The following is a 26,286-nucleotide window of genomic DNA, read 5'->3' as shown; positions in this document are numbered from 1 at the left end:
GGGCGCCTCCAAAAGTTACGTCAGCAACCATTTTAGAACGTCGCGGGTGAAAGCCTCTGTGCGATCGCAACATGTCCCGGCAGCGTGTCGCGGCGCGCCCTCGGCTTGACGCATCGCACCACCCGGCCTAGCCTTGTCATCTTTCTATCGCGATAAAGGGATGACGATGGATCTGGCTACCGCCTCCGGCGTGCTGCGGCTGCTTGCCGATCCCACCCGGGTGCGCCTGCTGGCCCTGCTCGAGAACGAGGAGCTGACCGTGGCCGAGCTGGCCGCGGTGCTGCATCTGGCGCAGCCGCGCGTGTCGACCCACCTGGCCAAGCTCAAGGAAGCCGAGCTGGTGCGCGACCGCCGCGCCGGCGTGTCCGCCTATTATCGCGCCAACAACGAGGGCGACGAACACCAGCACAGCCTGCTGCGCTCGCTGCGCGAAAGCATCGACGACGCGCTGCTGCGCGAAGACGCCGCGCGCCTGCCCGGCGTGCTGGCCCAACGCGCCCGCGAACAGGGCTGGGCCGACACCGTGGCCGGCGACATGGAGCGCCACTACTCGCCCGGCCGCACCTGGGAAACGGTAGCCCGTTCATTGCTGCAGCTGTTGAACACCGGCGACGTGCTGGATATCGCCTCCGGCGACGGCGTGACCGCCGAATTGCTGGCCCCGCATGCGCATTCCATCGTCTGCGTGGACTCCAGCGAGCGGGTGGTCGAAGCGGCCGCCAAGCGGCTCAAGCCATTCGGCAACGTGCGCGTGCTGCAGGGCGACATGCACGCGCTGGAGCTGGGCGAGCAGCGCTTCGACCTGGTGCTGATGCTGCATGCCCTGACCTATGCCGAAGACCCCGCCCGCGCCATCGCCGAGGGCGCCCGCATGTTGCGTCCCGGCGGCCGCCTGCTGGCCGCCACCCTGGGCCGCCATGCCCATCGCGCCGCGGTGGAACCGTTCGACCATCGCAACCTCGGCTTCACCGGCGACCAGCTGGAAGCCTTCGCCCGCGCCGCGGGGCTGGACGTATTGAACTGTTCCCGCCTGAGCCGCGAGCGCAAGGCCCCGCATTTCGAGGTCATCAGCCTGCTGGCACGCAAGCCATGACGCGCGTTCGCCGCCTGCACCTATCCCTTCTTCCATCCGATCAAAAGAGCATTGCCCCATGAGCGCCCTCCCCTGGATCCATCCCGAACGCGTCGCCCTGCTGGAGGCGGCGCTGGCCACGCGCATCCTGATCCTGGATGGGGGCATGGGCACGATGCTGCAGGCGCACGAACTGGACGAAGGCAGCTTCCGCGGCGAGCGCTTCGCCCACGGCCACGACGGGCACGCGCATGAGCATGCGGGAAGTTGCGACCTGAAGGGCAACAACGACCTGCTCTCGCTGACCAAGCCCGAGATCATCCGCGGCGTGCACGATGCCTATCTCGAAGCCGGCGCCGACCTGATCGAAACCAACACCTTCAACTCCACCCGCATCAGCCAGGCCGACTACAAGCTGCAGCATCTGGCGCAGGAGCTGAACCGCGAGGGCGCGAAACTCGCCCGCGCCGCCTGCGACGCAATGACCGCGAAGACGCCGGACAAGCCGCGCTTCGTCATCGGCGTGCTCGGCCCCACCAGCCGCACCGCGTCGCTGTCGCCGGACGTCAACGATCCGGGCTTCCGCAACGTCACCTTCCAGGAATTGGTGGAGAACTACACGGAATCGGCGACCGGCCTGATCGAAGGCGGCGCCGACGTGCTGATGGTCGAAACCATCTTCGACACCCTGAACGCCAAGGCCGCCCTGTTCGCGCTGAGCGAGCTGTTCCACCTGCGCGGCGGGCGCATGCCGGTGATGATCTCCGGCACCATCACCGACCGCTCCGGCCGCACCTTGTCGGGCCAGACGGCGGAAGCCTTCTATTACTCGGTGCGCCACGCGAAGCCGTTGTCGGTGGGCTTCAACTGCGCGCTGGGCGCCGAGGATCTGCGCCCGCACATCCAGACCCTGGCGGGCGTGGCCGAAAGCCATGTCAGCACGCACCCCAACGCCGGCCTGCCGAACGCGTTCGGCGAGTACGACGAAACGCCTGAGCACATGGCCGGCATCATCGGCAGCTTCGCCCGCGAAGGACTGCTGAATCTGGTCGGCGGCTGTTGCGGCACCACGCCGGCACACATCAAGGCGATTGCCGAAGCGGTACGCGGCGTTGCGCCACGCGCGCTTCCCTCGCGCGCCGCGGAGGCAGCATGAACGCCGCTTTGCTCCTCCCCCTGCGCGCAGGGGGAGGTTGGGAGGGGGTAACGCTCTGGCCTCGCATCTCAAGAAGATCAAGAGCACCCCTCCCCAACCCTCCCCTGCCTGCAGGGGAGAGAGCAACAGCAACAGCAAGGCGCCACCGCTCATGAATACACGCCACACCCGCCTCTCCGGCCTCGAACCGCTGGTGATCACGCCCGACCTGCTGTTCATCAACGTGGGCGAACGCACCAACGTCACCGGCTCGGCGCAGTTCAAGAAACTGATCAAGGAAGAGCGCTACGACGAAGCCGTCGAAGTCGCGCGCCAGCAGGTCGCCAACGGCGCGCAGGTGATCGACATCAACATGGACGAGGGCCTGATCGACTCCGAGGCGGCGATGACCCGCTTCATCAACCTGATCTCGTCCGAGCCGGACATCGCCCGCGTGCCGTTCATGATCGACTCGTCCAAGTGGACGGTGATCGAGGCCGGCCTGCGCTGCCTGCAGGGCAAGGGCATCGTCAACTCCATCTCGATGAAGGAGGGCGAGGCCGCGTTTCTCGAGCAGGCGCGCAAGGTGCAGCAGTACGGCGCCGCCGCGGTGGTGATGGCGTTCGACGAACAGGGCCAGGCCGACACCATCGCGCGCAAGGTGGACATCTGTTCGCGCGCCTACGAGCTGCTGACGAAGGAGCTCGACTTCCTGCCCGAAGACATCATCTTCGACCCCAACATCTTCGCCATCGCCACCGGCATCGAGGAGCACAACAACTACGCGGTGGATTTCATCGAAGCCACCCGCGAGCTGAAGAAGCGCTTCCCCGCCTGCCACATCTCCGGCGGCGTCTCCAACGTGTCGTTCTCGTTCCGCGGCAACAACGTCGTGCGCGAGGCGATCCACTCGGTGTTCCTTTACCACGCGATCCGCGCCGGCATGGACATGGGCATCGTCAATGCCGGCGCGCTGACGATCATGGACGACATCGACCCGCCGCTGCGCGAACGCGTCGAGGACGTGGTGCTGAACCGCCGCGAGGACGCTACCGAGCGATTGCTGGAGATCGCCGACAACTACAAGGGCAAGCGCGGTGCCGCCGAGGTCGAGACACTGGCCTGGCGCGACGGGGACGTGCGCTCGCGGCTCAGCCACGCGCTGGTGCACGGCATCGACCAGTACGTCACCGAGGACACCGAGGAAGCGCGGCAGATGTCCACGCGCCCGCTCGACGTGATCGAAGGCCCGCTGATGGATGGCATGAACGTGGTCGGCGACTTGTTCGGTGCGGGCAAGATGTTCCTGCCGCAGGTGGTCAAGTCCGCCCGCGTGATGAAGAAGGCGGTGGCCTACCTGCTGCCGTACATCGAGGCGGAAAAACTGCGCACCGGCGACACCGGCAAGAACAACGGCAAGATCGTGATGGCCACGGTCAAGGGCGACGTGCACGACATCGGCAAGAACATCGTGGCCGTGGTGCTCCGCTGCAACAACTTCGAGGTGATCGACCTGGGCGTGATGGTGCCCGCGCAGAAAATCCTGGAAACCGCCATCGCCGAAAAAGCCGACATGATCGGCCTGTCCGGCCTGATCACGCCGTCGCTGGAAGAGATGGCCAACGTGGCCAAGGAGATGCAACGGCAGAACTTCCACGTGCCGCTGCTGATCGGCGGCGCCACCACCTCGCGCGCGCATACCGCGCTGAAGATCGAGCCGCACTACAAGGCCGGCACGGTGTGGGTGAAGGACGCCTCGCGCGCCGTCGGCGTGGCCCAATCGCTGGTCAGCAAGGACCTGGTCGACGATTTCCTGGCCAAGGTGCGCGAGGAATACGCCGACGTGCGCGAACGCCACCGCAACCGCGGCCCGGGCAAGAAGCTGGTGTCGCTGGAAAAGGCGCGCGCGCAGCGCTTCACCTGCGACTGGGCCGCGTACGAACCGCCCCAGCCGACCAAACCCGGCATCACCGTTTTCGACGACTATGACCTGTCGGTCATCCGCCAGTACATCGACTGGACGCCGTTCTTCCAGGCGTGGGAACTGGCCGGCCACTACCCCGCCATCCTCACCGACGACGTGGTGGGCGAGCAGGCCAGCGAGCTGTTCCGCGACGCGCAGAAGATGCTGGACACGATCATCGCCGAGAAATGGCTCACCGCCCGCGCGGTGATCGGTCTGTGGCCGGCAGCCAACCTCGTTGATGACGTGGAGATCTACACCGACACCAGCCGCACCACGGTGCTCGCCACCCTGCACAGCCTGCGCCAGCAGGCCGACAAGCCGCCGGAGCGTCCCGATCTCTGCCTGGCCGACTACATCGCCCCGAAGGAATTCAACAAGCCCGACTGGATCGGCGGCTTCGCCGTCACCGCCGGTCTGGGCATCGAGGAGCACCTCGACCGCTTCCTGGCCGACTACGACGACTACTCCTCGATCATCCTCAAGGCCCTGGCCGACCGCTTGGCCGAGGCCTTCGCCGAGCACATGCACGAGCGCGTGCGCAAGGAATTCTGGGGTTTCGTGCCGGACGAGGCGCTCGACAACGACGCGCTGATCGCGGAGAAATACCGCGGCATCCGCCCGGCGCCGGGCTACCCCGCCTGTCCCGACCACACCGAGAAAAAGACGCTGTTCGCGCTGCTGGACGCGACCAAAAACGCCGGCATCGAACTCACCGAAGGTTTCTCGATGTACCCCGCCGCCGCCGTCTCCGGCTGGTACTACTCGCATCCGGACAGCCAGTATTTCGTGGTCGGCCGCCTGGGCAAGGACCAGGTGGAAGACTACGCGCGCCGCAAGGGCTGGACCGTGGCCGAAGCCGAACGCTGGTTGGCCTCCAACCTCGACTACGAGCCCGAATGAGCCACCGGCTCACCCCGTCGCTGCATCACCCGCGACGGGGTTTTTGCGGTGGCGCAAGTGCACGTACAGGTTGTAGATGGAAACGAACACCGGGAAGAAGTTCGAGAGGATGCCCACCGAATCGTTCTTGCCCACGATGAAATACGCCAGCAGCAGCACGCTGCCCATCACCGACAACCACCAGAACGCCAGCGGCATCACCACGCGCTTGTACTTGCGCGTGTAATAGAGCTGCACGAACCACCGGCTGGTGAACATCAACGTGCCGGTGTAACCCACGATCTTCCACGGCGTCAGCTGGAAGTGCTGCAACGCATGCACGATCGAGGGGAAGTGGGCACTGAAAAAATCCATGGCGATGCGCTTGGAATGGAGAGGTGGGCAAGTCTACCAATCCAGCCGCGGCGCCAGCGGTCCGGTTGCGCAAATAACGTTGACCGACGCGCAAAGCCCCCCTAGAATACGGCGCTCACATTGGGCGGTTAGCTCAGCGGTAGAGCACTGCCTTCACACGGCAGGTGTCGCAGGTTCGATCCCTGCACCGCCCACCAAGACATAAAAAACCGGCCTGCTGGCCGGTTTTTTATTGGGTGACATCCGCAAGGCGCCACGGGCTCCGGCCTTGCCGGAGCCCGTGGCATCGATCAGAACGCGATGCGCACGCCGGCCTTGAACGCGTTCGACGTGGCATGGCTCCAGTTGTCGGACTGGTAATCCACGTAGAGCGTGGCGTCGTTCGACACTTTCGCTACCACGCCCACGCCCGCCTGCACCCCATCGCGACCCGCCGCCGACGCCGTCGTGCGGAACGCACCGGTGCCATTGAGTCGCGATGTGATCACGGCCGAGGTGTCGCCCATCTGGCGTACCGCGAACACGTCCAGGTGCGGGCTGATCTCCCAGCCGCGCCAGCCGAAGCTGGTGCTGATACGGCCGCCGACGCGTGCGCGCAGCGAGGCGATCTCGCTGGAGGACATGTCCAGCGCGGCCTGTGCCGCACCGTGTTCCTGCACGCCGTCGCGATGGACGTTCTGGCTGCTCAGGCCCACCGCCGGGGTGATCGCCCAGGCACCGGCATCGAACCGTCGCCCCGCTTCGATATCGACCGACACGGAGTGACCCCGCGGGCTGGACGACAACGGCGCCGCGCCACTGGACAGGTCCACCGAGCGGTCGATCGAGTACTCGTCGTTGGAGTAGCCCACGATGCCATCGACGTAATTGCCGCCAGACTGCCATACGCCATAGGCAAACGCCTGGTAGCTCGACTGCTTGCCCTCGCCCAGCCAGCCCGCATAGACCGCGTCGCGGCTGTACGCCACGCCGCCACCGGCAGTGAGGTTTTCGGAGAACGCATTGTCCAGGCCCACCACCAGCGTGTTGTTGTTGAAGCCGTAGCCCTGCGCGGCCGACGTGGCGTCGATACGGCCGTTGGCGTGGATCGTGGTGGTCCAGAAATGGTTGCCCAGCTCCGACTGCTGCGTGCCGCCCACGGCCGCCACGTCGCCGTTCGCCGGACTGGCCATGCGCTGCCTGACCGTGGATTGCAGCCGGTAACCCGACTGCATCACCGCGTTCATGAGATCGGCATGCACCTCGCCACCGAGCTGCTGGAACGTGTGCGAAAGCCGGGCCGCGTCCATGCCCAGCAACTCGACCTGCAACTGGTCAGTCGACGACAGGCGCGCACCGGCCACACCACGGACCTGGTCGACCGCCGCGCCGACCGAGGCCGCGTTGGACGTGCTGTACGCGCCCAGCAACTGGCTGTAGCTCTCGGGCGTGACCGCCAGGATGACGTCGTCCGCGGTGTAGCGTACGTCGAACCGCGCGTTGTCCGGCAGACCGTCGCTGGCCGCCGTCACCGACGCGTACGCGCCCTCCACGCCACCTTCGGCATGAACGATATGGAAGGTGTCGCCGATCTCGGGCACGAAGGTGTTGCCTGCATCGCCGGTGATGCCGCGCAGCCGCGGCGCCAGCGTGCCGCCGGCGGTGTAGACGCTCTGCGCACCCACCAGTTCAAGCGTGTCGAAGTGGCCGGCACCGATACCCGCCGTACGCCCGTCCACATCCACCAGCAGGCGGCTGCCCTCCTGCTGGGTGACGCTGCCGGCCACCTGCAGGTGGCCGGGCGAGTTGCCCGGCGACAGCGTGCCCTTCACGTCCATGTCGCCCTCGATCCGGCCCGAGCCGCTGGCGATGGCGCCCGCGTATACCCAGACCTTGCCGGTGAAGGTGCTGTTGAAGGCCAGGTCACCCTGCTTGACGCAGGCGCCGATGGCGTTGGAGCCGCCGCCGCGCAGGTCCAGGCGCCCTTCGCCGCTCTTGATGAAGCAGGCATCGCCGTCGACGGTGCCGGTCAGCGTCACGTCGTGGCCGTTGGTATTGAAATGAGCGTTCTCGCCGGTAACGTGCACTTTCTGGGTGATCTTGCCGGCAAACAGCGTAGTGAAGTTGCCGTCGGTGCCGATGTAGATGTCGCCACCCGCTGCGCCGGCCGCCGCCTGCGACGCCACCGCGATGGAGCCGCCCTTCACTTCCATCAGCACCTGGCTGTTGTTGCCCGACAGGGTCAGCACGCCACCGCCCAGCTTCTGCACGATGCCGGCGCCATCGATGTTGCCGGACACGGTAACCGCATGGTTGCCGGTGTCGAACACCGCCGAACGGGTGTCGTTGACGTAGATCGAATGCGTGATGTCCACGTCCGACAGCGAGCGCAGCGTGGTGTCGTCCTCGATGGTGACAACGCCGGTGCTGGCACCCAGCGCGGCATCGCCATCGAACGCGAGCGTGCCGCCCTTGACGTGGATGCCGTTCTGGCTGTTGTTGCCGGTCAGCGTCAGCGTGCCGTCGCCGACCTTGTTCAGCGTGCCGGCACCGGAGACCTGGCCGGACAGCACCACGTCGCTGCCGTGGGTGTCGATGGTCGAGCCGGCGCCTTTCAGCACGAAGGCGTTGTCCGAGGTGAAACTGCCGGTGCTCTGCAATGTTCCGCTGGCGCCGATGGTGACCGTGCCACCGCCCAGGTTCGCGTCCAACGACGCTTGCACGGTGCCGCCGTTGACCTGCAGGCCGCCGGAGAACGTGTTGTTTCCGCTCAGGCTCTGGGTGCCGTGGTCGATGACCACCGAACCGGTACCGGCGATGGTGCCGCCGAAATCGCCCGAGGCATTGGTCAGGGTCAGTGCCTTGTCGCCCAGTTGCACCTCGCCCGACCCGGTCAGCGCCTTGACGCTGGCGCCGGCGGTCGCCGCCGAGATGTCCAGCGTGCCGTTGTTGACGACATGGCTGGACGAGGCAAGGCTGCCGGCGCCGCTCAACGCCAGCGTGCCATCGTCGATGGCGGTGGCACCGGTATAGGTGTTGGCGCCGGCCAGGGTCAGCGTGCCCGAGCCGGCCTTGTTCAAGTCGCCGGTGCCGCCGACCGTGCCGCTGATGGCCACGTCGTGTGCCTGCGTGTCCACCAGCGAATCGGCGTCGGTCAGTACCACCGTGTTGGCGATGGTGAAGTCGCCGGCCGCCTGCAGGGACGCGTCGCCGAGGGTGATCGTGCCCGAGCCGAGGTTGTCGGCATGCGATGCCTGCACGGTACCCGCGTTGATGTTCAAGCCGCCGCTGAAACTGTTGTCGCCGCCCAGCACCAGCGTGCCGTCACCCTGCTTCGCCAAAGCGCCAGTGCCGCCGATGTCACCGCTGCTGGTCAGCGTGGTACCGGCATCGCTGGCGATGGTGCCGTTGCCGGCATCCAGGGTGATGTCGCGCGCCGTGGTGATATCGCCGGTGCTGTGCAGCGTGCCGCCGTTGAAGGTCAGGTCGCTGCCGGCATCGCCCAGGTTGTTGTCGCTGCCGACCTGCAACGTGCCGCCGTTGAGCGTGGTGCCGCCGGTGTAGGTGTTGTCGCCATTGAGCACCAGGGTGCCGTCGTTGACGATGGTGCCGCCGGTCTGCGAGGCGACGCCATCGAGCACCAGCGTGCCGTCGCCGTCCTTCACCAGGCTGCCGCTGCCGGTCACTGCGCCCGTGCTGGTCAAGGTGGTGCCGGTGTCGCTGGCGATGGTGCCGTTGCCCGCATCCAGCGCGATGTCGCGTGCGGTGGTGAAGTCGCCGATGGTGTGCAGCGTGCCGCCGTTGAAGGTCAGGTCGCTGCTGGCATCGCCCAAGTTGCTGTCGCTGCCGACCTGCAGCGTGCCGCCGTTGAGCGTGGTACCGCCGCTATAAGTGTTGTCGCCGTTGAGCACCAGCGTGCCGTCGTTCACCGTGGTGCCGCCGGTTTGCGCGGCGACGCCATCGAGCACCAGCGAACCTTCGCCGTCCTTCACCAGCGCGCCGCTGCCGGTTACCGCGCCGGTGCTGGTCAAGGTGGTGCCGTCATCGCTGGTGATGATGCCGTTGCCGACGCCTACCGAGATGTCGCGGGCGGTGTCGATGTCTGCCGTGGTGTGCAAGCTGCCGCCGTTGAGCGTCACGTCGTTGCCGGCATCGCCCAGGTTGTCGTCGCTACCGATCTCGACCGTACCGCCGTTGACGGTGGTGCCGCCGGTGTAGGTGTTGTCACCGGCGAGCACCAGCGTGCCGTCGTTCACCGTGGTGCCACCGGTGTGCGAGAGCGTGCCGGTCATTTCCAATGTACCGGTGCCGTCCTTGTTCAGCGTGCCGTCGCCGCTGACGTCGCCGCCCAGGCCGACCTGGTTGTCCTGCGTATCGACAGTCGAATGTGCATCGGTCAGCGCGATCGCGTTGTCGGCATCGAAGTCGCCGGCGGCCTGCAGGCTGCCGTCGCCGATGGTCACCGTGCCGGTGCCGAGGTTGTCGGCGTCCGAAACCTGCACGGTGCCTTCGTCGATGTTCAGGCCGCCGCTGAAGTCGTTGTCGCCACTCAGGGCCAGGGTGCCGCTGCCGCTCTTGTTCAACGCGCCGCTGCCGCCGATATTGCCGGTCAGGCCGACGTCGTTGCCCTGCGTATCGATGGTCGAGTTGTCGTCGGTCAGCGCAAATGCGTTGCCGGCGTCGAAGCTGCCGGTGGCCTGCAGCGTGGCGTCGCCGACGGTCACCGTGCCCGTGCCGAGGTTGTCGGCGTTCGAGACCTGCACGGTGCCCTCGTCGATGTTCAGGCCACCACTGAACGTGTTGGTGCCTCCCAACGACAGCGTGCCATCGCCGATCTTGTTCAGCGCACCGCTGCCGTCGATGGGGCCGCTCAGGGTGGCGTCGTTGTCCTGCGTGTCGATGGTCGAGTTGGCGTCGGTCAGCGTCACCGCGTTGTCGATATTGAAATCGCCCGTGGCTTGCAGCGTGCCGTCGCCAATGGTCACCGTGCCGGTGCCCACATTGTTGTCGGACGACACCTGCACGGTGCCGTCATTGATGTTCAGGTCGCCGGTGAACGTGTTGTCGCCGGTCAGCGCCAGCGTGCCGTCGCCTTCCTTCGTCAGGTCGCCGTTGCCGCTGATGGTGCCGCTGTTGGTCAGCGTGGTGCCCGCATTCGTGTCGAAGGTACCGCTGCCGGCGTTGAGGGTGATGTCACGGCCGTTATCGATATCGCCCGTGGTGTTCAGCGTGCCGCCATCGAAGCTCAGCTCCGCGGACGGATCGCCCAGCGCGCTGTCGGAGCCGACACTGACCACACCACCGTTGATGGCAAGCCCGCCCACGCTGGTGTTGGTTCCTTCGATGGTGAGGGTGCCGTCGCCGGTCTTGGTCAGCAGGCCGGTGCCATCGATGCCCCCATCGAAGGTGACGTCACCACCTGTGGTGTCCACGGTGCCGCCGCCCGAGCGAATGGTGACCTGCTGACTCTTCGTTGTGTCCTCGGTGGGCGCAAACGTGCCTTCGTTGAACACGATGGAATCAGCCTGGTTGAGCTCGGGGGAATCCTGCGTATAGATATGCCCGGGAAGTAGCGGAAAGCCGTTGAGATCCGCCGCCGTGACGGTCAGCGTGTTCGTAAGCACGGGCTCGTACGGATCCCATTGAACGGTTGGACTGGCGGCTTTGATGTAGCTGTAGGTGTAGGTACCAGGGCCGATATCGTTGAACGTCACCCCTTGCCAGACCAGTGACGCGCCATACGTCCCCCACGTGTCAACCAGTTCCGTGCCGGTTGGCCCCACGGCGTAGAAGTTGTTTACACCATCCTCCAGCCCAAATGGGCTCCCGGTGACAGCTTGGCCGACTCCCATGATCTGCGTGAAATTGACAGTCGCGGAGAAACCGTTGTCCACACCCTGCAATTTGAACTGGCCTTCGAACTGGCCGAGGGTCACATCGGCGTGATACGTGCCGTACCAGAACGTGATCGTATTGCTGGTGCCCAGCGGCGCGATGTAACCCACCGAGGTGGTGTGCGCGTGGCTCAGCGGCATCGCGGCAGCCAGCGCGGTGAACAGGAGTCCCCGCGCCCATCCGGAGCGCAACGGGTGGGCAAGCGAGGCGCCTGCGGACCTCCCGCGGGAGCGTACGAGCTCCGACGCCACGACAAACTGCCCCAGCGCGCGGTTCCAGACGATACGGAAAATGCGATTCATTGGTGAGCCCCGACTCTGAATTTAAGGTGCGCGGCAACGCCCGCTCCAGGCGGAGCGGTGGTTGAGAACGCTGTGGTGATGGTCGTTTTCGCCGCGCGAGGCGGACTCCTGACAACGCGGCGAAACCCCCACGGCTCACAAAGCAATGGCCATGCCATCCGCAATGAGGACCAGCCATTCAGCTGGGAAACATCGCGAGCGCGCTTGCGCCACCGTGTTGGCGCAAGCCGTGTCGGCATTCACCAACGAACTTCCTGCGGCGATGTGGCGCATGGTCGGAAGAAGCACACGTGCCGGCGGCACGCGTGCTGGCACAGCGCGAAAGCAAGATCTGCGCATTCCCGCGCCAGGAAGTGTCTTATTCCGTCACCTGTGACCTCAGCGCGGCAGCCGGCGCGCCAATGATTGGCCGGCGCCGCGCGCGAAACGCCGGCAGATCAGGAAGCCGGTGTGTTGTCCGCCGCCAGCGCTGCCAGGCGATCGAGCTCCGCGTCCACGAAGCCCGCGTCCAGTCGCGCGGGCCGGTTGAACGGGCCGCGCAGGTTGACGCCCATGTAGTGGCGGATCAGGGCGAAGAAATGCGCGATGGGTTCGATGCCGTCGCGCTGGCAGCAGTGGCGGTACCAGCGCGTACCCGCGGCGACGTGCGCAACCTCCTCGCGCAGGATCACCTCAAGGATCGCCACCGTGCGGGTGTCGCGCAGGCGGCGCAGGCGCTCGATCATGCCAGGCGTGACATCCAGTCCGCGCGCTTCCAGCACGCGCGGTACCAGCGCCATGCGGGCGGTATCGTCGTGGGCGGTTTTCTCCGCCATCTGCCACAGGCCGTCGTGGGCATCGAAATCGCCGTAGGCGTGGCCGAGTTCCTGCAGCCGCTCGGCCAGCATCGCGAAATGGCGTGCCTCGTCGTGGGCGCAACTGGCCCAGTCGCGGTAATACGCCAGCGGCCTGCCGCGGAAGCGGTAGACCGCGTCCCAGGCGAGGTTGATCGCGTTGAACTCGATATGCGCCACGGCGTGCACCAGCGCCGCGCGGCCTTCTTCGCTACCCAGGCCGCGTTGCGGCAAATGACGTGCATTCACCAGAACGGGTTTCGAAGGCCGCCCGGGCGCGGCGATCGGCTCGGGCGCAGGCGACGCCGCATCGGGCTGCAGCTCGCCGTCGAGAAAACGCTGCCAGGTGAGGTGCGTAAGCCGCAGCTTTTCGGCCGGGTCGGTGGCGTCCAGGCAGCGCTTGGCGGCAGCGTGAAGATCGGTCATGGCATTTCCTGCCGGAGCGCAGCTGGCGCGATGCCCCGATGCGGTCGCGAAAAGCATCGCGCGAGCCGCGCTCCCGCATGGGCGGAAGCGCGGCGCTAGACGGTGCGCCTGGCGGCCTTGGCGTCGTCGGAGCGCAGCATCTGGATCTGCTCCAGGTAGCGCTGGTCCAGGCCGGTGACGTATTCGCCGGAGAAGCACGAGGCGTCGAACTGCTGCAGGTCCTCGTTGCCGTCCTGCACAGCCCAGATCAGGTCTTTCAGGTCCTGGTAGACCAGCCAGTCGGCACCCAGGATCTTCTCCACCTCGGCCTCGGTCTTGCCGGCGGCCACCAGCTCGGTCACCGAGGGCATGTCGATGCCGTAGACGTTGGGATAGCGCACCGGCGGCGCGGCGGAGGCGAAATAGACATTCCTTGCGCCGGCATCGCGGGCCATCTGGATGATCTGCTTCGAGGTGGTGCCGCGCACGATCGAGTCGTCCACCAGCAGCACGTTCTTCTTGTTGAACTCCAGGTCGATCGCGTTGAGCTTGCGCCGCACCGACTTCACCCGCTCGCCCTGCCCCGGCATGATGAAGGTACGCCCGATATAGCGGTTCTTGACGAAACCCTCGCGAAACGGCACGCCCAGCACACCGGCCAGCGCGCTGGCGGCGGTGCGCGCGGTGTCGGGGATGGGGATCACCGCGTCGATGCCGTGCTCCGGGCGCAGGCGCAGGATCTTCGCGCCCAGTTTTTCGCCCATGCGCAGGCGCGCCTTGTAGACGGAGACGTCCTCGATCATCGAATCGGGCCGCGCCAGGTAGACGTATTCGAAGATGCACGGCGTGTGCAGCGCGCCCTCGGCGCAGCGGCGGCTGAACAGCTCGCCCGCGTCGGTGACGATCACCGCCTCGCCCGGCTCCACGTCGCGGATGCGCTTGAAGCCCAGCACGTCCAGCGCCACCGATTCGGACGCCACCGCGTATTCGCGGCCCTCGGCGGTGACGCGTTCGCCCAGCACCAGCGGGCGGATGCCATGCGGGTCGCGGAAGGCCAGCAGGCCGTAGCCCAGCAGCAGGGCCACGCAGGCATAGCCCCCGCTGGCGCGCGCGTGCACGCCGGCCACGGCCTTGAAGATGTGATCCGGCGTCAGCGCCATGCGGTCCTGGATCTGCAGCTCGTGCGCCAGCACGTTCAGCAGCACCTCGGAATCGGAATCGGTATTGATGTGGCGCCGGTCGCCCTCGAACATCTCGCGGCGCAACTCGTCGGTGTTGACCAGGTTGCCGTTGTGCGCGAACGCGATGCCGTAGGGCGAGTTGACGTAGAACGGCTGCGCCTCCGAGGAACCCTCCGAACCGGCCGTGGGGTAGCGGCAATGGCCGATGCCGATGCGCCCGGGCAGCGTCTTCATCGACGCCTCGGTGAACACGTCGCGCACCAGGCCGTTGCCCTTGTGCAGGCGCAACCGCGAACCGTCCACGGTGGCGATGCCGGCAGCGTCCTGGCCGCGGTGCTGCAACACCGTCAAGCCGTCATAGAGCGCCGATGCCACCGGGGTGGTACCGACAATGCCGATGATTCCGCACATGTGGTTGCCTGCTTCGAAAGTCGTTCAAAAATGAGGGGCGGAGGCGCTGCCTGCAGCCGCGGGGTGGGCCGCGCGGGCGGTGCCTGCCGGGGCGGGCGTCCGCTCCGATATGGGGGCCAGCAGCGAAGCCGGCAAGCGCGGCAACTGGCTCAGCTGCGCGGGCGCGTGCAGGTTGCGCACTTCCGCCGGCACGCGCTGTTCCAGCCAGGCGGCCACGTGCTGGAAATGCGGCAGCAGCACCGATTGCTGCCACCACGGATCGCGGGTGAACGCGGTGAAACCGATCAGGAACACCAGCAGGGTCACCAGCAGCACGCCGCGCACGAAACCGAAGATCATGCCCAGCAGCCGGTCGGTGCCGGACAAGCCGGTACTCGCCACCAGCCGCGCCACCACGAAGCGCAGCAGCGCGCCCAGGATCAGCACCGCCACGAAACACAGGCCGTAGCCGGCGATGATCCGCGCCGAGGGCAGCGTGATGATGGTGCCGAAGTGCGACGCCACCGCCGGCCCGAAAACCCAGGCCACCCAGAACGCCGCTGCCCACACCAGCAGCGCCAGCACCTCGGCAATCAGGCCACGCCACAGCCCGATCAATACCGACAGGCCGAGCACGCCGATGATCGCGTAGTCGATCCAGTTCATGGATGAATCCGTCCGGCTCGCGGTGGGCGATGCAAGCTCAAGGCACCGACACGATGTTGCCGTCGATGCCCAGCTTGGCCTTGATCTGGTCGTGCACGCGCTGCGCATCCGCGCGCTGCGTCTGCGGGCCGGCGCGCACCCGCCACAATTGCTTGCCGCCCACGTTGACCGAATCGACAAAGCCGTCGAAGCCTGCCGCACGCAGCTTGTCGCGCAGCGCATTGGCGTCGGCCTGGCCGCTCACCGCCGCCAGTTGTACCGCCCAGCCGCCGGCCCTGCTGGCGCTGGCGGTATGCGCAGATGTCGTCGGCGCGGCGGAGCTGGCTGGCGCGTCGCCGTGTTCCAGCGTCGCCGGCACGCCGGAGATGCTGTGGGTGATTTTCAGCCGCGCGGCCTCGGCCGCCGTGCGCGTGGCGAACGGCCCGGCGACCACCTTGGTGCGGCGCTGGCCGGCCTGGGTGATCGGATGGCTGCTGACCGGGTAACCCAGCGCGCGCACCTTCTGCTGCAAGCTGGCCGCGCCCGAGGCGCTGGCGTAGGCGCTGAGGTTGAGCATGTAGCTGCCCTGCCCGCCGGCATCAGCCACGGCGGGCGCTGGCTCGGCGGGCTTGGGCGTCGGCGCGGGTTCGGGCTTGGCTTCGGGCTTGGTCTCGGTCTTGGCGGGAGCGGCCGCCCGGGTCGCGACGGGCTGGTCGGCGGCGGTGGGCGCCGGTGTGTCCGTGCGCGTCGCAGGCTGCATCGGGATCACCGGCTCGGTGGCCGAGGTGCCCGTTCCGGTGGTTACCGTGGTGGGCTCGTGCGCCTTGCCGGCACGGGGGTCGTTCTCCACATCCAGCGGCCGGTTGGAACCGATGTTGACCGTGGCCAGCTGATCGCCCGAAACCGGCGCCTGCGCCGGTGCCGTGCCGCTGGTGGACAGGTCCATGGTGCGCGTCTGCAGGTCGCGATCCGGCGCCGGCGGAATGGCCAGGCTCACCGCCGCGTCGCCACCTTCGGCCGGCGGCTTGCCGGAGAAGAACATGGGAACGAACAGCACCATCAAGGCGATCAGGACGGCAGCACCCAGCAGGCGTGTATTCAAGGTCTCGCTCCAAGGCGGCTCGCGGCAGGCAAGCGGCGATTATAACCGCCAGCGTCCCCGCTCATGGAACCGTACCGACCGGCACGCGTCACGCCGCCGCGGATGGCGCAGCTTCCAGCGCCATCTGCGCCAGCACGGCGCTGGCCACGAAGAAGGAGCCGAAGGCCAGGATGCGATCTCCCGCCTGTGCCGTCCGGCGTGCCGCTGCCAGCGCGGCAGGCACGTCGGCATGGGTATGGAAGGAGGCGCCAGGCTGGGCCTGCTGCAGGATGTCCGCCAGCGCATCCACCGCCAGGCCGCGCGGGCTGGCCCGCTCCAGCCCGGCCAGGTGCCAATGGTCGATGCGCGTGCCCAGCGCGGCAATCACGCCGGCCACGTCCTTGTCGCCCAGCGCGCCGTACACGGCCTGCACGCGCGCGGGCGGTTGCGCGTCCAGCCAGTCGGCCAGCGCGCGCGCCGCCTGCGGGTTGTGGCCCACGTCCACCAGCACGGGCGGCTCGCCGCCCAGCGGCTGCAGGCGTGCCGACGGCGAGGCGGCACGCAGTCCTGCACGGATGGCCGTGGGCCAGTCGTGCGTCGCCAGCGCCGGCTCCAGCGCCCACAGCGCGTGCAGGGCCGCGATGGCGGCGGCGGCATTGGCGTATTGCACCGGCGCGGAGAGCCGCGGGGCGGGCAGCTCCATGGCGGTGCCGTCGCGGTGCTGCCAGCGCCAGCCACCGTCGGCGTGGCGCGGCGCGTGGAAATCCACGCCAGCCCGTTCGACGCGGGCGCCGCACGCCGCCAGTGCTTGCAGCAACCCGGTCGGCGGCTCCAGCTCACCCACGATGGCCGGCCGTTCGCGCCGCGCGATGCCGGCCTTCTCGCGGCCGATGCTGTCGCGGTCGGGGCCCAGCCAGTCCATGTGGTCCAGATCCACCGTGGTGATCACCGCCACGTCGGCATCGATGATGTTCACCGCATCCAGTCGCCCGCCCAGGCCCACCTCCAGCACGGCCAGGTCCAGTCCCGCGCGGGCGAACAGATCCAGCGCGGCCAGCGTGCCGAATTCGAAATAGGTGAGGGGCACAGTCGCGCGCGCCGCCTCGATGCGCTCGAACGAGGCCACCAGCGCCGCGTCGTCCGCCTCGGCACCGTCGATCCGCACCCGCTCGTTGTAGCGCAGCAAATGCGGCGAGGTGAAACTGCCCGTGCGCAAACCTGCCGCCTGCGCCATCGCTTCCAGCAGCGCCACGGTGGACCCCTTGCCGTTGGTGCCGCCCACCGTGATGACACGCCGCGCCACCGGCGGCGCACCCATCCGCTGCCACACCTGCCGCACCCGATCGAGCCCCAGCTCGATGCTGTGCAGGTTGACGTGTTCCTGGTAGGCCAGCCATTCGGCGAGGGTGCGGGTCATGCGGAAGCTTCTTGTTTGAATGCGGGCGCGGCACCAGCGGTCGCGTAGTGCGGCGGGATCAGCCAGTCATTCTACTGTCCATGGTCGCCGCCGCGGCGCGGGGAAACGTGCGCGGCGGGCGGGGATGGGGGAAAGCAGGCAAAATATGCGGCTTCGGTGCTTGCGGTGTTGCTTCTTTCCAATGCAGGTCGCGACTGAAGTCGCTCCTGCATGACTGCGCTGATCCATCAATCACAGCGGTAGACCTTTCGATGAATGCCCACCCCACCCGGCCCGCGCACGATGCCGCCGAGTCTGCATTGTTGGCGCAGCTGCGCGAAACCACCGCCCTGCTGGAAGCGCTGGCCGCCGATCGCCAGTTGCTGGACCGCCTGCCCGCCGACGAGCGCGCGCGGCTGCACCTGGCCGTGGCCAACGTCTACCATCCCGACCCGGTGGCGCGGCGGGTGAAGCTGAAGGCTGCGGAAAAGGCACGCCACGCGGCAAAGCTGCAGGCCGAAGACGGTGTGCTGAACCGCACCGGCATCCGCACATTGCGCCGCAAGCCGGTGTTCACCACGCCCAACGTGTTCGCGCCCGAGGGCTTCATCGCGCACGACGTCGGTCCCGACGCCGACGCCGCACAGCCGCGCGAATCGGTAGAGCCGAAACACTGCTACGTGTGCAAGCAGAAATATTCGACCCTGCATTTCTTCTACGACCAGATGTGCCCGACCTGCGCCGCGTTCAACTACGCCAAGCGCACCGAGCTGGCCGACCTTCGTGGACGCGTGGCCCTGCTCACCGGCGGCCGCGTGAAGATCGGCTACCAGGCCGGCCTGAAGCTGCTGCGCGCCGGTGCGGAGCTGATCGTCACCACGCGTTTCCCGCGCGACTCGGCGGCGCGCTACGCGGCGGAGCCGGACTTCGCCGAGTGGGGTCACCGCCTGCAGGTCTACGGCCTGGACCTGCGCCACACACCCAGCGTGGAAGCGTTCTGCCAGGAGCTGGTGGCCACCCGGCCGCGGCTGGATTTCATCATCAACAACGCCTGCCAGACCGTGCGCCGCCCGCCGGAGTTCTACGCGCACATGATGGAGGGCGAAACCGCCGCGCTGCACGACATGCCCGAGCACGTGCGCAAGCTGGTCGGTCACTACGAAGGCCTGCGTGGCTCGAACATCCTGCCCCGTGGCGCGGGCGGCGATACCGCCGTCCCCGGCCTCACCCGTGCCGCCGAGCTGTCGCAACTGCCGCTGCTGCCCGAGGAACTGCTGGCCCAGAGCCACCTGTTTCCCGAAGGCCGGCTTGACCAGGACCTGCAGCAGGTCGACCTGCGCCAGCGCAACTCCTGGCGGCTGCTGATGGCCGAGGTGCCGTCGGTGGAATTGCTGGAGGTGCAACTGGTCAACGCCATCGCCCCGTTCATCATCAACGCGCGGCTGAAGCCGCTGATGCTGCGCACGGACGAGCGCGACAAGCACATCGTCAACGTGTCGGCGATGGAGGGCCAGTTCTACCGCAGCTTCAAGACCACCCGCCACCCGCACACCAACATGGCCAAGGCCGCGCTCAACATGATGACGCGTACCTCGGCAACGGATTACCACAACGACGGCATCCACATGAATTCCGTGGACACCGGCTGGGTGACCGACGAGGACCCGGCCGAGCTGGCGGCGAAGAAGGTGCTGGAGGAACGCTTCCACCCGCCGCTGGACATCGTCGACGGCGCCGCGCGCATCGTCGATCCGATCATCCATGGCTTCAACACCGGCGAACACGTGTGGGGCCAGTTCCTGAAGGACTACCGCCCCACCGATTGGTAAACGCCGTTCCCCTTCTCCCGCTTGCGGGAGAAGGTGCCCGAAGGGCGGATGAGGGCGCTCTTCGCATTCACCTCACCTTGCCCGTCAACGGTATGCACTGCGGCTTCTTCCAGGGAGCGATGCCATGCGCCACGCCCTCACCATTGCCATCATCGCCCTCGCCCCGCTCGCCCTCGCCGCCTGCGGCGAATCGGCCCGGCTGAGCGTGCGCCAGGGCATGGGCGCCAACCCGCAACTGCCACCGCCGCACAAAACCCTGATCCCCACCGTGCACACCGCCAAGGCAGTGGGCTGGTCCAAGGGCGAACATCCTGTCGCTGCGCCCGACTTGACCGTCCAGGCGTTCGCGCGCGACCTGGATCATCCCCGCTGGCTCTACACGCTGCCCAACGGCGACGTGCTTGTGGCCGAAACCAATGCGCCGCCCCGGCCCCACGACAGCAAGGGCATCAAGGGCTGGATCGCCGGGCTGATCATGGCTGGCGCCGGGGCCGGCGTGCCCAGCGCCAACCGCATCACCTTGCTGCGCGATGTCGATGGCGATGGCGTCGCCGAGACGCGGCGCGTCTTCCTCAAGCATCTCAACTCCCCGTTCGGCATGGCGCTGGTGGGCGACACCTTCTACGTGGCCGATACGGACGCGCTGCTGGCGTTTCCGTACCGCAGCGGCGAAACCTCGATCACCGCGCCCGGCCGCAAGCTGATCGACCTGCCCGCCGGCACCATCAACCATCACTGGACCAAGAACGTCATCGCCAGCCCGGACGGGCGCAAGCTCTACGTCACCGTGGGCTCCAACAGCAACGTGGGCGAGAACGGCCTGGCGGCGGAGAAGGATCGCGCGCGCATCCTCGAAGTGGATATCGCCAGCGGCACGGCGCGCCCGTTTGCCACCGGCCTGCGCAACCCCAACGGCATGGACTGGCAACCGCAGAGCGGCGCGCTGTGGACGGCGGTGAACGAGCGCGACGAACTGGGCAGCGACCTGGTACCCGACTACATGACCTCGGTGAAGGACGGCGGCTTCTACGGCTGGCCGTTCAGCTACTACGGCCAGCACGTCGATACGCGGGTGAAACCGCAGGACCCCGCCCTGGTGGCATCGGCGCTGGTGCCCGACTACGCGCTGGGTCCGCACACCGCCTCGCTGGGCCTGGTTTTCTACCGCGGCGAACTGCTCGGCGCGCGTTATCGCAACGGCGCCTTCGTGGGCCAGCACGGCTCGTGGAACCGCCGTCCGCGCAGTGGCTACAAGGTGATCTTCGTGCCGTTCGCCAACGGCGAGCCCGCCGGCCCGGCGCAGGATGTGCTGACCGGTTTTCTCGACCGCCAGGGCCGCGCGCGAGGGCGGCCGGTCGGCGTGGCGGTGGACGCCAAGGGCGCCCTGCTGGTGGCCGATGACGTGGGCAACACGGTCTGGCGCGTAACACCGGCGCCAACCAGGGCCGATTGAGCGCCCGTCCCCACCGAGCGCGCCATGAACGACGACCAGCACCGACTCGCCACCGACGCCACGCCGGACGACCACCAGACCGCGGACGAAAAAGACGGCTTCTCCCTCTCAACCGAAGAAAAGCACGACGTGGAGGAAAAGCAGCCGCCGCGCGCCGCCGTGCTGCACGAAACGATCCGGCTGCAGGGCGAGGAGGAGCTGGGCCGCAGCATTCCGGCGCTGGGCTGGTCGGCGCTGGCCGCGGGCTTGTCGATGGGGTTTTCGATGCTGGCGCGCGGCCTGCTGCATCGCTGGCTCGGCGAGGTGCCCGGCGCTTTCCTGATCGAAAGCCTGGGCTATCCGTTCGGCTTTCTGGTGGTGATCCTGGCGCGGCAGCAATTGTTCACCGAGAACACGATGACCGCCGTGCTGCCGCTGATGACGCATCCTGACCTGGCCAAACTCGGCTCGCTGTTGCGGCTGTGGTCGGTGGTTTTCGTGGGCAACCTCATCGGCGCCGCCCTGTTCGCGTACGGCATCCTGCACATGCAGTTGTTCGACCAGGCCACGCACGAGGCCCTGGTCGGGATCGGCACCGAGGTGATGGGCAATTCGCCGTGGCAGATGTTCACCAAGGGCATCCTGGCCGGCTGGCTGATTGCCACCATGGTGTGGCTGGTACCGGCCGCCGAGCAGGCGCGGATCACCGTGATCGTGCTGACCACCTACCTGATCGCGCTGGGCGGCTTCACCCACATCATCGTGGGCTCGGTGGAGGTGCTGTATCTGGTGTTCAGCGGCGGCGCCGGGCTTGGCGACTACGCCGCCCACTTCGGCCTGCCCACCCTGCTGGGCAATATCGTGGGCGGCAGTTGCATCTTCGCCCTGATCAGCCACGCGCAAGTGCGCGGGGATGAGGCTTGATCCGTAGTTATCGCATGCTTGAACGTCCCGTATCTTCCCGCAGCACTTCGACTTCGCCGCCCTGCGGGCGGCTACGCTCAGTGTGATCGGGTGAGGAGAATGCCGCTTCTCCAGGCGCTGTGAAGACTCCACTCCCCCCTCGCCGTTCTCCCTGAGCGTCGGCCGCGCAGCGGCCAGAGTCGAAGGGCATGCCTCGTGAACTTTCCCGCAGCACTTCGACTTCGCCGCCCTGCGGGCGGCTAGGCTCAGTGTGATCGGGTGAGGAGGATGCCGCTTCTCCAGGCGCTGTGAAGACTCCACTCCCCCTCGCCGTTCCCCCTGAGCGTCGGCCGCGCAGCGGCCAGAGTCGAAGGGCATGCCTCGTTGAACTTTCCCGCATCACTTCGACTTCACCACCCTGCGGGCGGCTACGCTCAGTGTGATCGGGTGAGGAGGATGCCGCTTCTCCAGGTGCTGTGAAGACTCCACTCCCCCTCGCCGTTCCCCCTGAGCGTCGGCCGCGCAGCGGCCAGAGTCGAAGGGCATGCCTCGTTGAACTTTCCCGCACCACTTCGACTTCACCGCCCTGCGGGCGGCTACGCTCAGTGTGATCGGGTGAGGAGTTCGCTGCTCCAAGGGCTGTAAAATCAAGCCCTCTCCGAATCGTCACTTCCGCTTGCGCGGCGACGGCGGCGCGGTCGAGCCGCGTACTACCAGATCCGCCGACAGCACCCGCTTGCGTGGCGGAACCTCCGGATCGGCCAGCAGCTCGATCAGCATCGCCATGGCCTCGCGGCCCAGCGCGTTCTTGGGCTGGGCCACGGTGGTCAGCGCAGGCGAGGTGTAGCGCGCGAAACGGATATCGTCGAAACCCACCACCGAGACATCCTCCGGCACGCGCAGCCCGCGCGAGCCCAGTGCGCGCATGGCGCCGATCGCCATTTCGTCGTTGGAGCAGAACACCGCGCTGAACGACTGCCCCTGCGACAGCAACAACTCCACGGCGCGCTCACCCGCCTCGATCGAGAAATCGCCGCTGACCATCAACGCGGGATCGACGGCAAGTTGCGCCCGCTGCAAGGCCAGCCGGTAACCCTTTTCGCGGTCCACGCAGATCGGGCTCGATGGCGGCCCGGCGATGAAGGCGATCTCGCGATGCCCCAGTGTCACCAGGTAATCGACGGCGGCGCCGGCGGCGGCGACGTTGTCCACGTAGACGCTGGAGATCTGCTTGTCCTTGACGTACTCGCAGGCGTTGACCACCGGCAGCCGGCCCGGCATCGGAATCTTCGGCACGCGGTGCGACATGGTGATGATGCCGTCGGCCTGGCGCGCGGCGACCATGTCGGCATAGGCCTGCTCGCGCACCAGGCTGCTCCGGGTTTCGCCCAGCAGCACCGAATAGCCGCTCTCGTGCGCCACCTGCTCGATGCCGCGGATCACCTCGGAGAAAAAGGGATTGGCGATGTCCGGCAGCAAGGCCACGATCAGACGCGTGCGCGCCGTGCGCAGGTTGCGCGCCAGCGCGTTGGGCGTGTAGCCGAGCCGCTTGACCACCTCCTGTATGCGCTGGCGCGTGGCGTCGCTGACGACCTCGGGCCGCTGCAGCGCGCGCGACACCGTCGCCACCGAAACATTGGCGATGGCGGCGATTTCCTTGATCGTCCTTACCCGCGCCGGCGCGACTGCGGCGCTGCGCGGCGCACGGGCAACGGCTCGCTTGCCTCTGGATCCTTCCGAACTCACGGTCAGCCCTCTCCTCGTCGACGCTGCGCCGCACGATAGCATCCGCCCGGCGACCCAACGCGCCGGGCGGGCCGGCTCCCGGCCGGCCCGCCATCATTTTTGTGCAACGCAATGTAATGGATTACATGAAACGCTTGCGCCAGTATTTGCGCATCTGCTACACAGCTTGCCACGTGTCCCGTCGTTTTTTGCATTTTTGTTCTGCGTGGCCAGCTGGAGTCGGCAGCCGAAATTCGCCGCCGTCGGTCACCATGTAATCGAATACATCGCACGCGGCAGCATGCCGCCGGAGGGGAGATGGCAAGCGAGTCCGGATCGATCGGCACCCGCGCAAGGGCCGGCGCCAACGGCGCATCGACCGGTGGCCAGGGCGCCACCGCGATCGCATCGACGCCAGATCGGGAGCCGTCCGCATGAAGACCCTCGGCATGGGGCTCGTCGGGCCCGGCTTCATCGCCGCGCATCACATCGATGCGGTGCGACGGCTGGGCGATGTGGAAATCGTGGGCCTGGCCGGCTCCAGCGAGGCCTCGGCGCAGAAGCGCGCGCGCGAACTGGGCGTCGGGCGCGCTTACGCCAGCTACCGCGACCTGCTGGCCGACCCGGCCGTGCACGTCGTTCACAACACCACGCCCAACCACCTGCACCGGGAGATCTCGCTGGCGGCCTTGCGCGCCGGCAAGCATGTGGTCTCCGACAAGCCGCTGGCCAGCAACCTGCAGGAAAGCCGCGAGTTGCACGAGGCCGCGCGCGATGCCGGCGTGGCGCACGTGGTCACGTTCAATTACCGCGGCCATGCCCTGGTGCAGCAGGCGCGCGCCATGATCGCCAAGGGCAAGTTGGGTGCGCCCGTCTTCGTGCACGGCTGCTACCTGCAGGACTGGCTCACCGACGACACCACCTATTCCTGGCGGCTCGACCCCCGCCGCGGCGGCGCCAGCTCCGCGCTGGGCGACATCGGCTCGCACTGGTGCGACCTGGCCGAACACGTCACCGGCGCGCGCATCGTGGCGGTGCTTGCCGACCTGTACACGGGCGTACCGGTGCGTCGTGTGGCGGAAGCGCCGACGCGCGCTTTCGCCAAGGCAAAAGCGACAACGCGGCGCGTGGTGAAGATCACCAGCGAGGACACCGCCAGCGTGCTGCTGCGCTTCGACAACGGCGCCCGCGGCTGCGTCACCGTGGGCCAGGTGCTGCCCGGCCACAAAAACGACTTGCGGCTGGAGGTGAACGGCCGCCTCGCCTCGCTGGCGTGGCGGCAGGAAAACCCCAACGAACTGTGGATCGGCCACCACGACCGCGCCAACGCCGTGCTGTCGCGCGACCCGGCCCTGCTCGATCCGGCCGCGCGCGGCTACGCGCACTTGCCCGCGGGCCATCCGGAAGCCTGGAGCGACGCCTTCCGCAACCTGATCGCCGATGCCTACGCGTGGATTCGCAAGGGCGCCACGCCACAGGCGAAACCGGCGGCCCTGCCCACCTTCGCCGACGGTTACCGCAATGCGCTGGTGATCGATGCCATGCTCAGGAGCCATGCCGCCGGCGGCACATGGCAAACCGTGGAAGACGACCGCGAACCACGCAAAAGGGGAGTACGGAAATGAAGTGGCGCCTTCGCTTGATGATGCTTTTCCAATACGCGATCTGGGGTGCGTGGTACGTCACCGTGGGCACCTGGCTGGGCCAGACGCTGCATTTCAGCGGCACGGAGATCGGCGCCATCGCCGGCACCACGGCCATCGGCGCGATGATCTCGCCGCTGTTCGCCGGCCTGCTGGCGGATCGCTGGTTCGATACCCGCGGCGTGCTTGCCGCCCTGCACGTGCTGGGTGCCGCGCTGCTGGGCTTCGCGGCGCAGCAGCACGCGTTCGGCGTGCTGTACGCCACGCTGCTGGTCTACAGCCTCTGCTACATGCCCACCCTGGCGCTGACCACCTCGCTGGCGATGCGCCACATCGACGATCCGCGCGAGGAGTTCGGCGCCATCCGCGTGTTCGGCTCCATCGGCTGGATCGTGGTGGGCCTGGTGGTCGGTGCGGCCAGCATCGAAGCCACCGCCTCGCCGCTGTACCTCGCCGCCGGGTTGTCGCTGGCGATGGCCGGTTACTGCCTCACCCTCCCCGCCACCCCGCCGCTGGCCGGCAACAAGCGCTTCGAGTTGCGCCAGGCGCTGCCGCTGGAAGCGCTGCATCTGCTGCGCGGACGCTCGATGGCGGTGTTCGCGCTGGCCTCGTTCCTGATCTGCATTCCGCTGCAGTTCTATTACGCGTTCACCAACCTGTTTCTCAACGAGGTGGGCGTGGTCAACGCGGCCGGCAAGATGACCGGCGGGCAGATGTCGGAAATCCTCTGCATGCTGCTGATCCCCTGGTTCTTCCGGCGCCTGGGCGTGAAGTACATGCTGGCCGTGGGCATGCTGGCCTGGGTGGTGCGCTATGTGCTGTTCGCCTTCGGCGCGCCCGGCGAGCTGATGTGGATGCTGTGGTTCGGCATCATCCTGCACGGCATCTGCTTCGACTTTTTCTTCGTGGTCGGGCAGATCTACATCGATCGCGAGGCGCCGCCCGCCCTGCGCGCGGCCACCCAGGGCCTGATCACCTTCATCACCTATGGCCTGGGCATGTTCGTGGGCTCGTGGCTGTCCGGGCTGGCCGTCGACGCCTATGCCGCGACGGATGCCCAGGGCCTCGTGGCGCACCAGTGGCGCCCGATCTGGCTGACCGCCGCCGGCTTTGCTGCCGCCGTGCTGGTGCTGTTCCTGCTGCTGTTCAAGGACCGCGAACGCGCCGCAGACCCCGAGCTTTCCCACCTCAACCTGGCCACCCGGGAGAAAACCCCGTGA

General features: G+C 67.5%; 16 protein-coding genes, 1 tRNA gene and 1 pseudogene. 9 read left to right on the top strand and 9 right to left on the bottom strand.

What is annotated here, in order from left to right; all coding sequences use genetic code 11:
- Positions 1–166: 166 nt before the first annotated feature.
- From ABD017_RS03685 to metH, 3 genes are all read left to right on the top strand, one after another.
- Positions 167–1,093, top strand: a complete 927-nt coding sequence (locus tag ABD017_RS03685; RefSeq protein ID WP_343880241.1) for an ArsR/SmtB family transcription factor — start codon at positions 167–169, stop codon at positions 1,091–1,093.
- 58 nt (positions 1,094–1,151) lie between these two features.
- Entirely contained in the window at positions 1,152–2,228 is a 1,077-nt protein-coding gene (locus tag ABD017_RS03680) for a homocysteine S-methyltransferase family protein (RefSeq protein WP_343880239.1), read from the top strand.
- Between the two features lie 151 nt (positions 2,229–2,379).
- Positions 2,380–5,073: a methionine synthase gene (metH, locus tag ABD017_RS03675; protein ID WP_343880237.1), complete on the top strand. Its 2,694-nt coding sequence runs from the start codon at positions 2,380–2,382 to the stop codon at positions 5,071–5,073.
- Between the two features lie 9 nt (positions 5,074–5,082).
- On the opposite strand, the gene ABD017_RS03670 is transcribed toward metH, so the two are convergent.
- Positions 5,083–5,427 carry a lipid-A-disaccharide synthase N-terminal domain-containing protein gene (locus ABD017_RS03670; RefSeq protein WP_343880235.1) on the bottom strand — a complete coding sequence of 115 codons (345 nt, stop codon included), beginning with the start codon at positions 5,425–5,427 and terminating at the stop codon, positions 5,083–5,085.
- A gap of 122 nt (positions 5,428–5,549) precedes the next feature.
- On the opposite strand from ABD017_RS03670, the gene ABD017_RS03665 reads away from it, so the two are divergent.
- Positions 5,550–5,624, top strand: a tRNA-Val gene (locus tag ABD017_RS03665).
- Between the two features lie 93 nt (positions 5,625–5,717).
- Here the strand turns inward: ABD017_RS03665 and ABD017_RS03660 are convergent.
- The 7 genes and pseudogenes from ABD017_RS03660 to folC form a co-directional block, all read right to left on the bottom strand.
- Positions 5,718–11,441, bottom strand: a complete 5,724-nt coding sequence (locus ABD017_RS03660; RefSeq protein ID WP_343880233.1) for an autotransporter-associated beta strand repeat-containing protein — start codon at positions 11,439–11,441, stop codon at positions 5,718–5,720.
- Between the two features lie 33 nt (positions 11,442–11,474).
- A pseudogene (locus tag ABD017_RS16760) lies at positions 11,475–11,603 on the bottom strand (ESPR domain-containing protein); the annotation flags it as partial.
- A 437-nt stretch (positions 11,604–12,040) separates the two neighbouring features.
- Positions 12,041–12,862, bottom strand: a complete 822-nt coding sequence (locus ABD017_RS03655; RefSeq protein WP_343880231.1) for a ferritin-like domain-containing protein — start codon at positions 12,860–12,862, stop codon at positions 12,041–12,043.
- A gap of 95 nt (positions 12,863–12,957) precedes the next feature.
- On the bottom strand, positions 12,958–14,433 hold the full coding sequence (gene purF / locus ABD017_RS03650; RefSeq protein ID WP_343880229.1) for an amidophosphoribosyltransferase: 1,476 nt from the start codon (positions 14,431–14,433) through the stop codon (positions 12,958–12,960).
- Positions 14,434–14,457: 24 nt separating this feature from the next.
- On the bottom strand, positions 14,458–15,078 hold the full coding sequence (locus tag ABD017_RS03645; protein ID WP_343880227.1) for a CvpA family protein: 621 nt from the start codon (positions 15,076–15,078) through the stop codon (positions 14,458–14,460).
- A 37-nt stretch (positions 15,079–15,115) separates the two neighbouring features.
- On the bottom strand, positions 15,116–16,159 hold the full coding sequence (locus tag ABD017_RS03640; RefSeq protein WP_343880225.1) for an SPOR domain-containing protein: 1,044 nt from the start codon (positions 16,157–16,159) through the stop codon (positions 15,116–15,118).
- 88 nt (positions 16,160–16,247) lie between these two features.
- Positions 16,248–17,555 (bottom strand): bifunctional tetrahydrofolate synthase/dihydrofolate synthase, encoded by a 1,308-nt coding sequence (folC, locus tag ABD017_RS03635; RefSeq protein ID WP_343880223.1) that lies wholly within the window; start codon positions 17,553–17,555, stop codon positions 16,248–16,250.
- A 251-nt stretch (positions 17,556–17,806) separates the two neighbouring features.
- Between folC and ABD017_RS03630 the strand changes: the two genes are divergently transcribed.
- From ABD017_RS03630 to ABD017_RS03620, 3 genes are all read left to right on the top strand, one after another.
- On the top strand, positions 17,807–19,363 hold the full coding sequence (locus tag ABD017_RS03630; RefSeq protein ID WP_343880221.1) for an SDR family NAD(P)-dependent oxidoreductase: 1,557 nt from the start codon (positions 17,807–17,809) through the stop codon (positions 19,361–19,363).
- A 124-nt stretch (positions 19,364–19,487) separates the two neighbouring features.
- Positions 19,488–20,816, top strand: a complete 1,329-nt coding sequence (locus tag ABD017_RS03625; protein WP_343880220.1) for a PQQ-dependent sugar dehydrogenase — start codon at positions 19,488–19,490, stop codon at positions 20,814–20,816.
- Positions 20,817–20,840: 24 nt separating this feature from the next.
- Positions 20,841–21,719 (top strand): formate/nitrite transporter family protein, encoded by an 879-nt coding sequence (locus tag ABD017_RS03620; protein ID WP_343880218.1) that lies wholly within the window; start codon positions 20,841–20,843, stop codon positions 21,717–21,719.
- A gap of 645 nt (positions 21,720–22,364) precedes the next feature.
- On the opposite strand, the gene ABD017_RS03615 is transcribed toward ABD017_RS03620, so the two are convergent.
- Positions 22,365–23,444, bottom strand: a complete 1,080-nt coding sequence (locus ABD017_RS03615) for a LacI family DNA-binding transcriptional regulator (protein WP_343880216.1) — start codon at positions 23,442–23,444, stop codon at positions 22,365–22,367.
- Positions 23,445–23,857: 413 nt separating this feature from the next.
- Here ABD017_RS03615 and ABD017_RS03610 point away from each other — a divergent pair, with 413 nt between their 5' ends.
- Together ABD017_RS03610 and ABD017_RS03605 are read left to right on the top strand one after the other, a co-directional pair.
- The gene (locus ABD017_RS03610; protein ID WP_343880214.1) at positions 23,858–25,048 is read left to right on the top strand and encodes a Gfo/Idh/MocA family protein; all 1,191 of its coding nucleotides are present in this window, start codon (positions 23,858–23,860) and stop codon (positions 25,046–25,048) included.
- Positions 25,045–26,286, top strand: a complete 1,242-nt coding sequence (locus tag ABD017_RS03605; protein ID WP_343880212.1) for a nucleoside permease — start codon at positions 25,045–25,047, stop codon at positions 26,284–26,286. The genes ABD017_RS03610 and ABD017_RS03605 overlap by 4 nt, the downstream gene beginning before the upstream one ends.

The sequence above is a fragment of the Rhodanobacter caeni genome, from assembly GCF_039523575.1.
In the GTDB taxonomy this organism is placed as follows: domain Bacteria; phylum Pseudomonadota; class Gammaproteobacteria; order Xanthomonadales; family Rhodanobacteraceae; genus Rhodanobacter; species Rhodanobacter caeni.
This window is presented reverse-complemented; position numbering and strand designations above follow the sequence as displayed.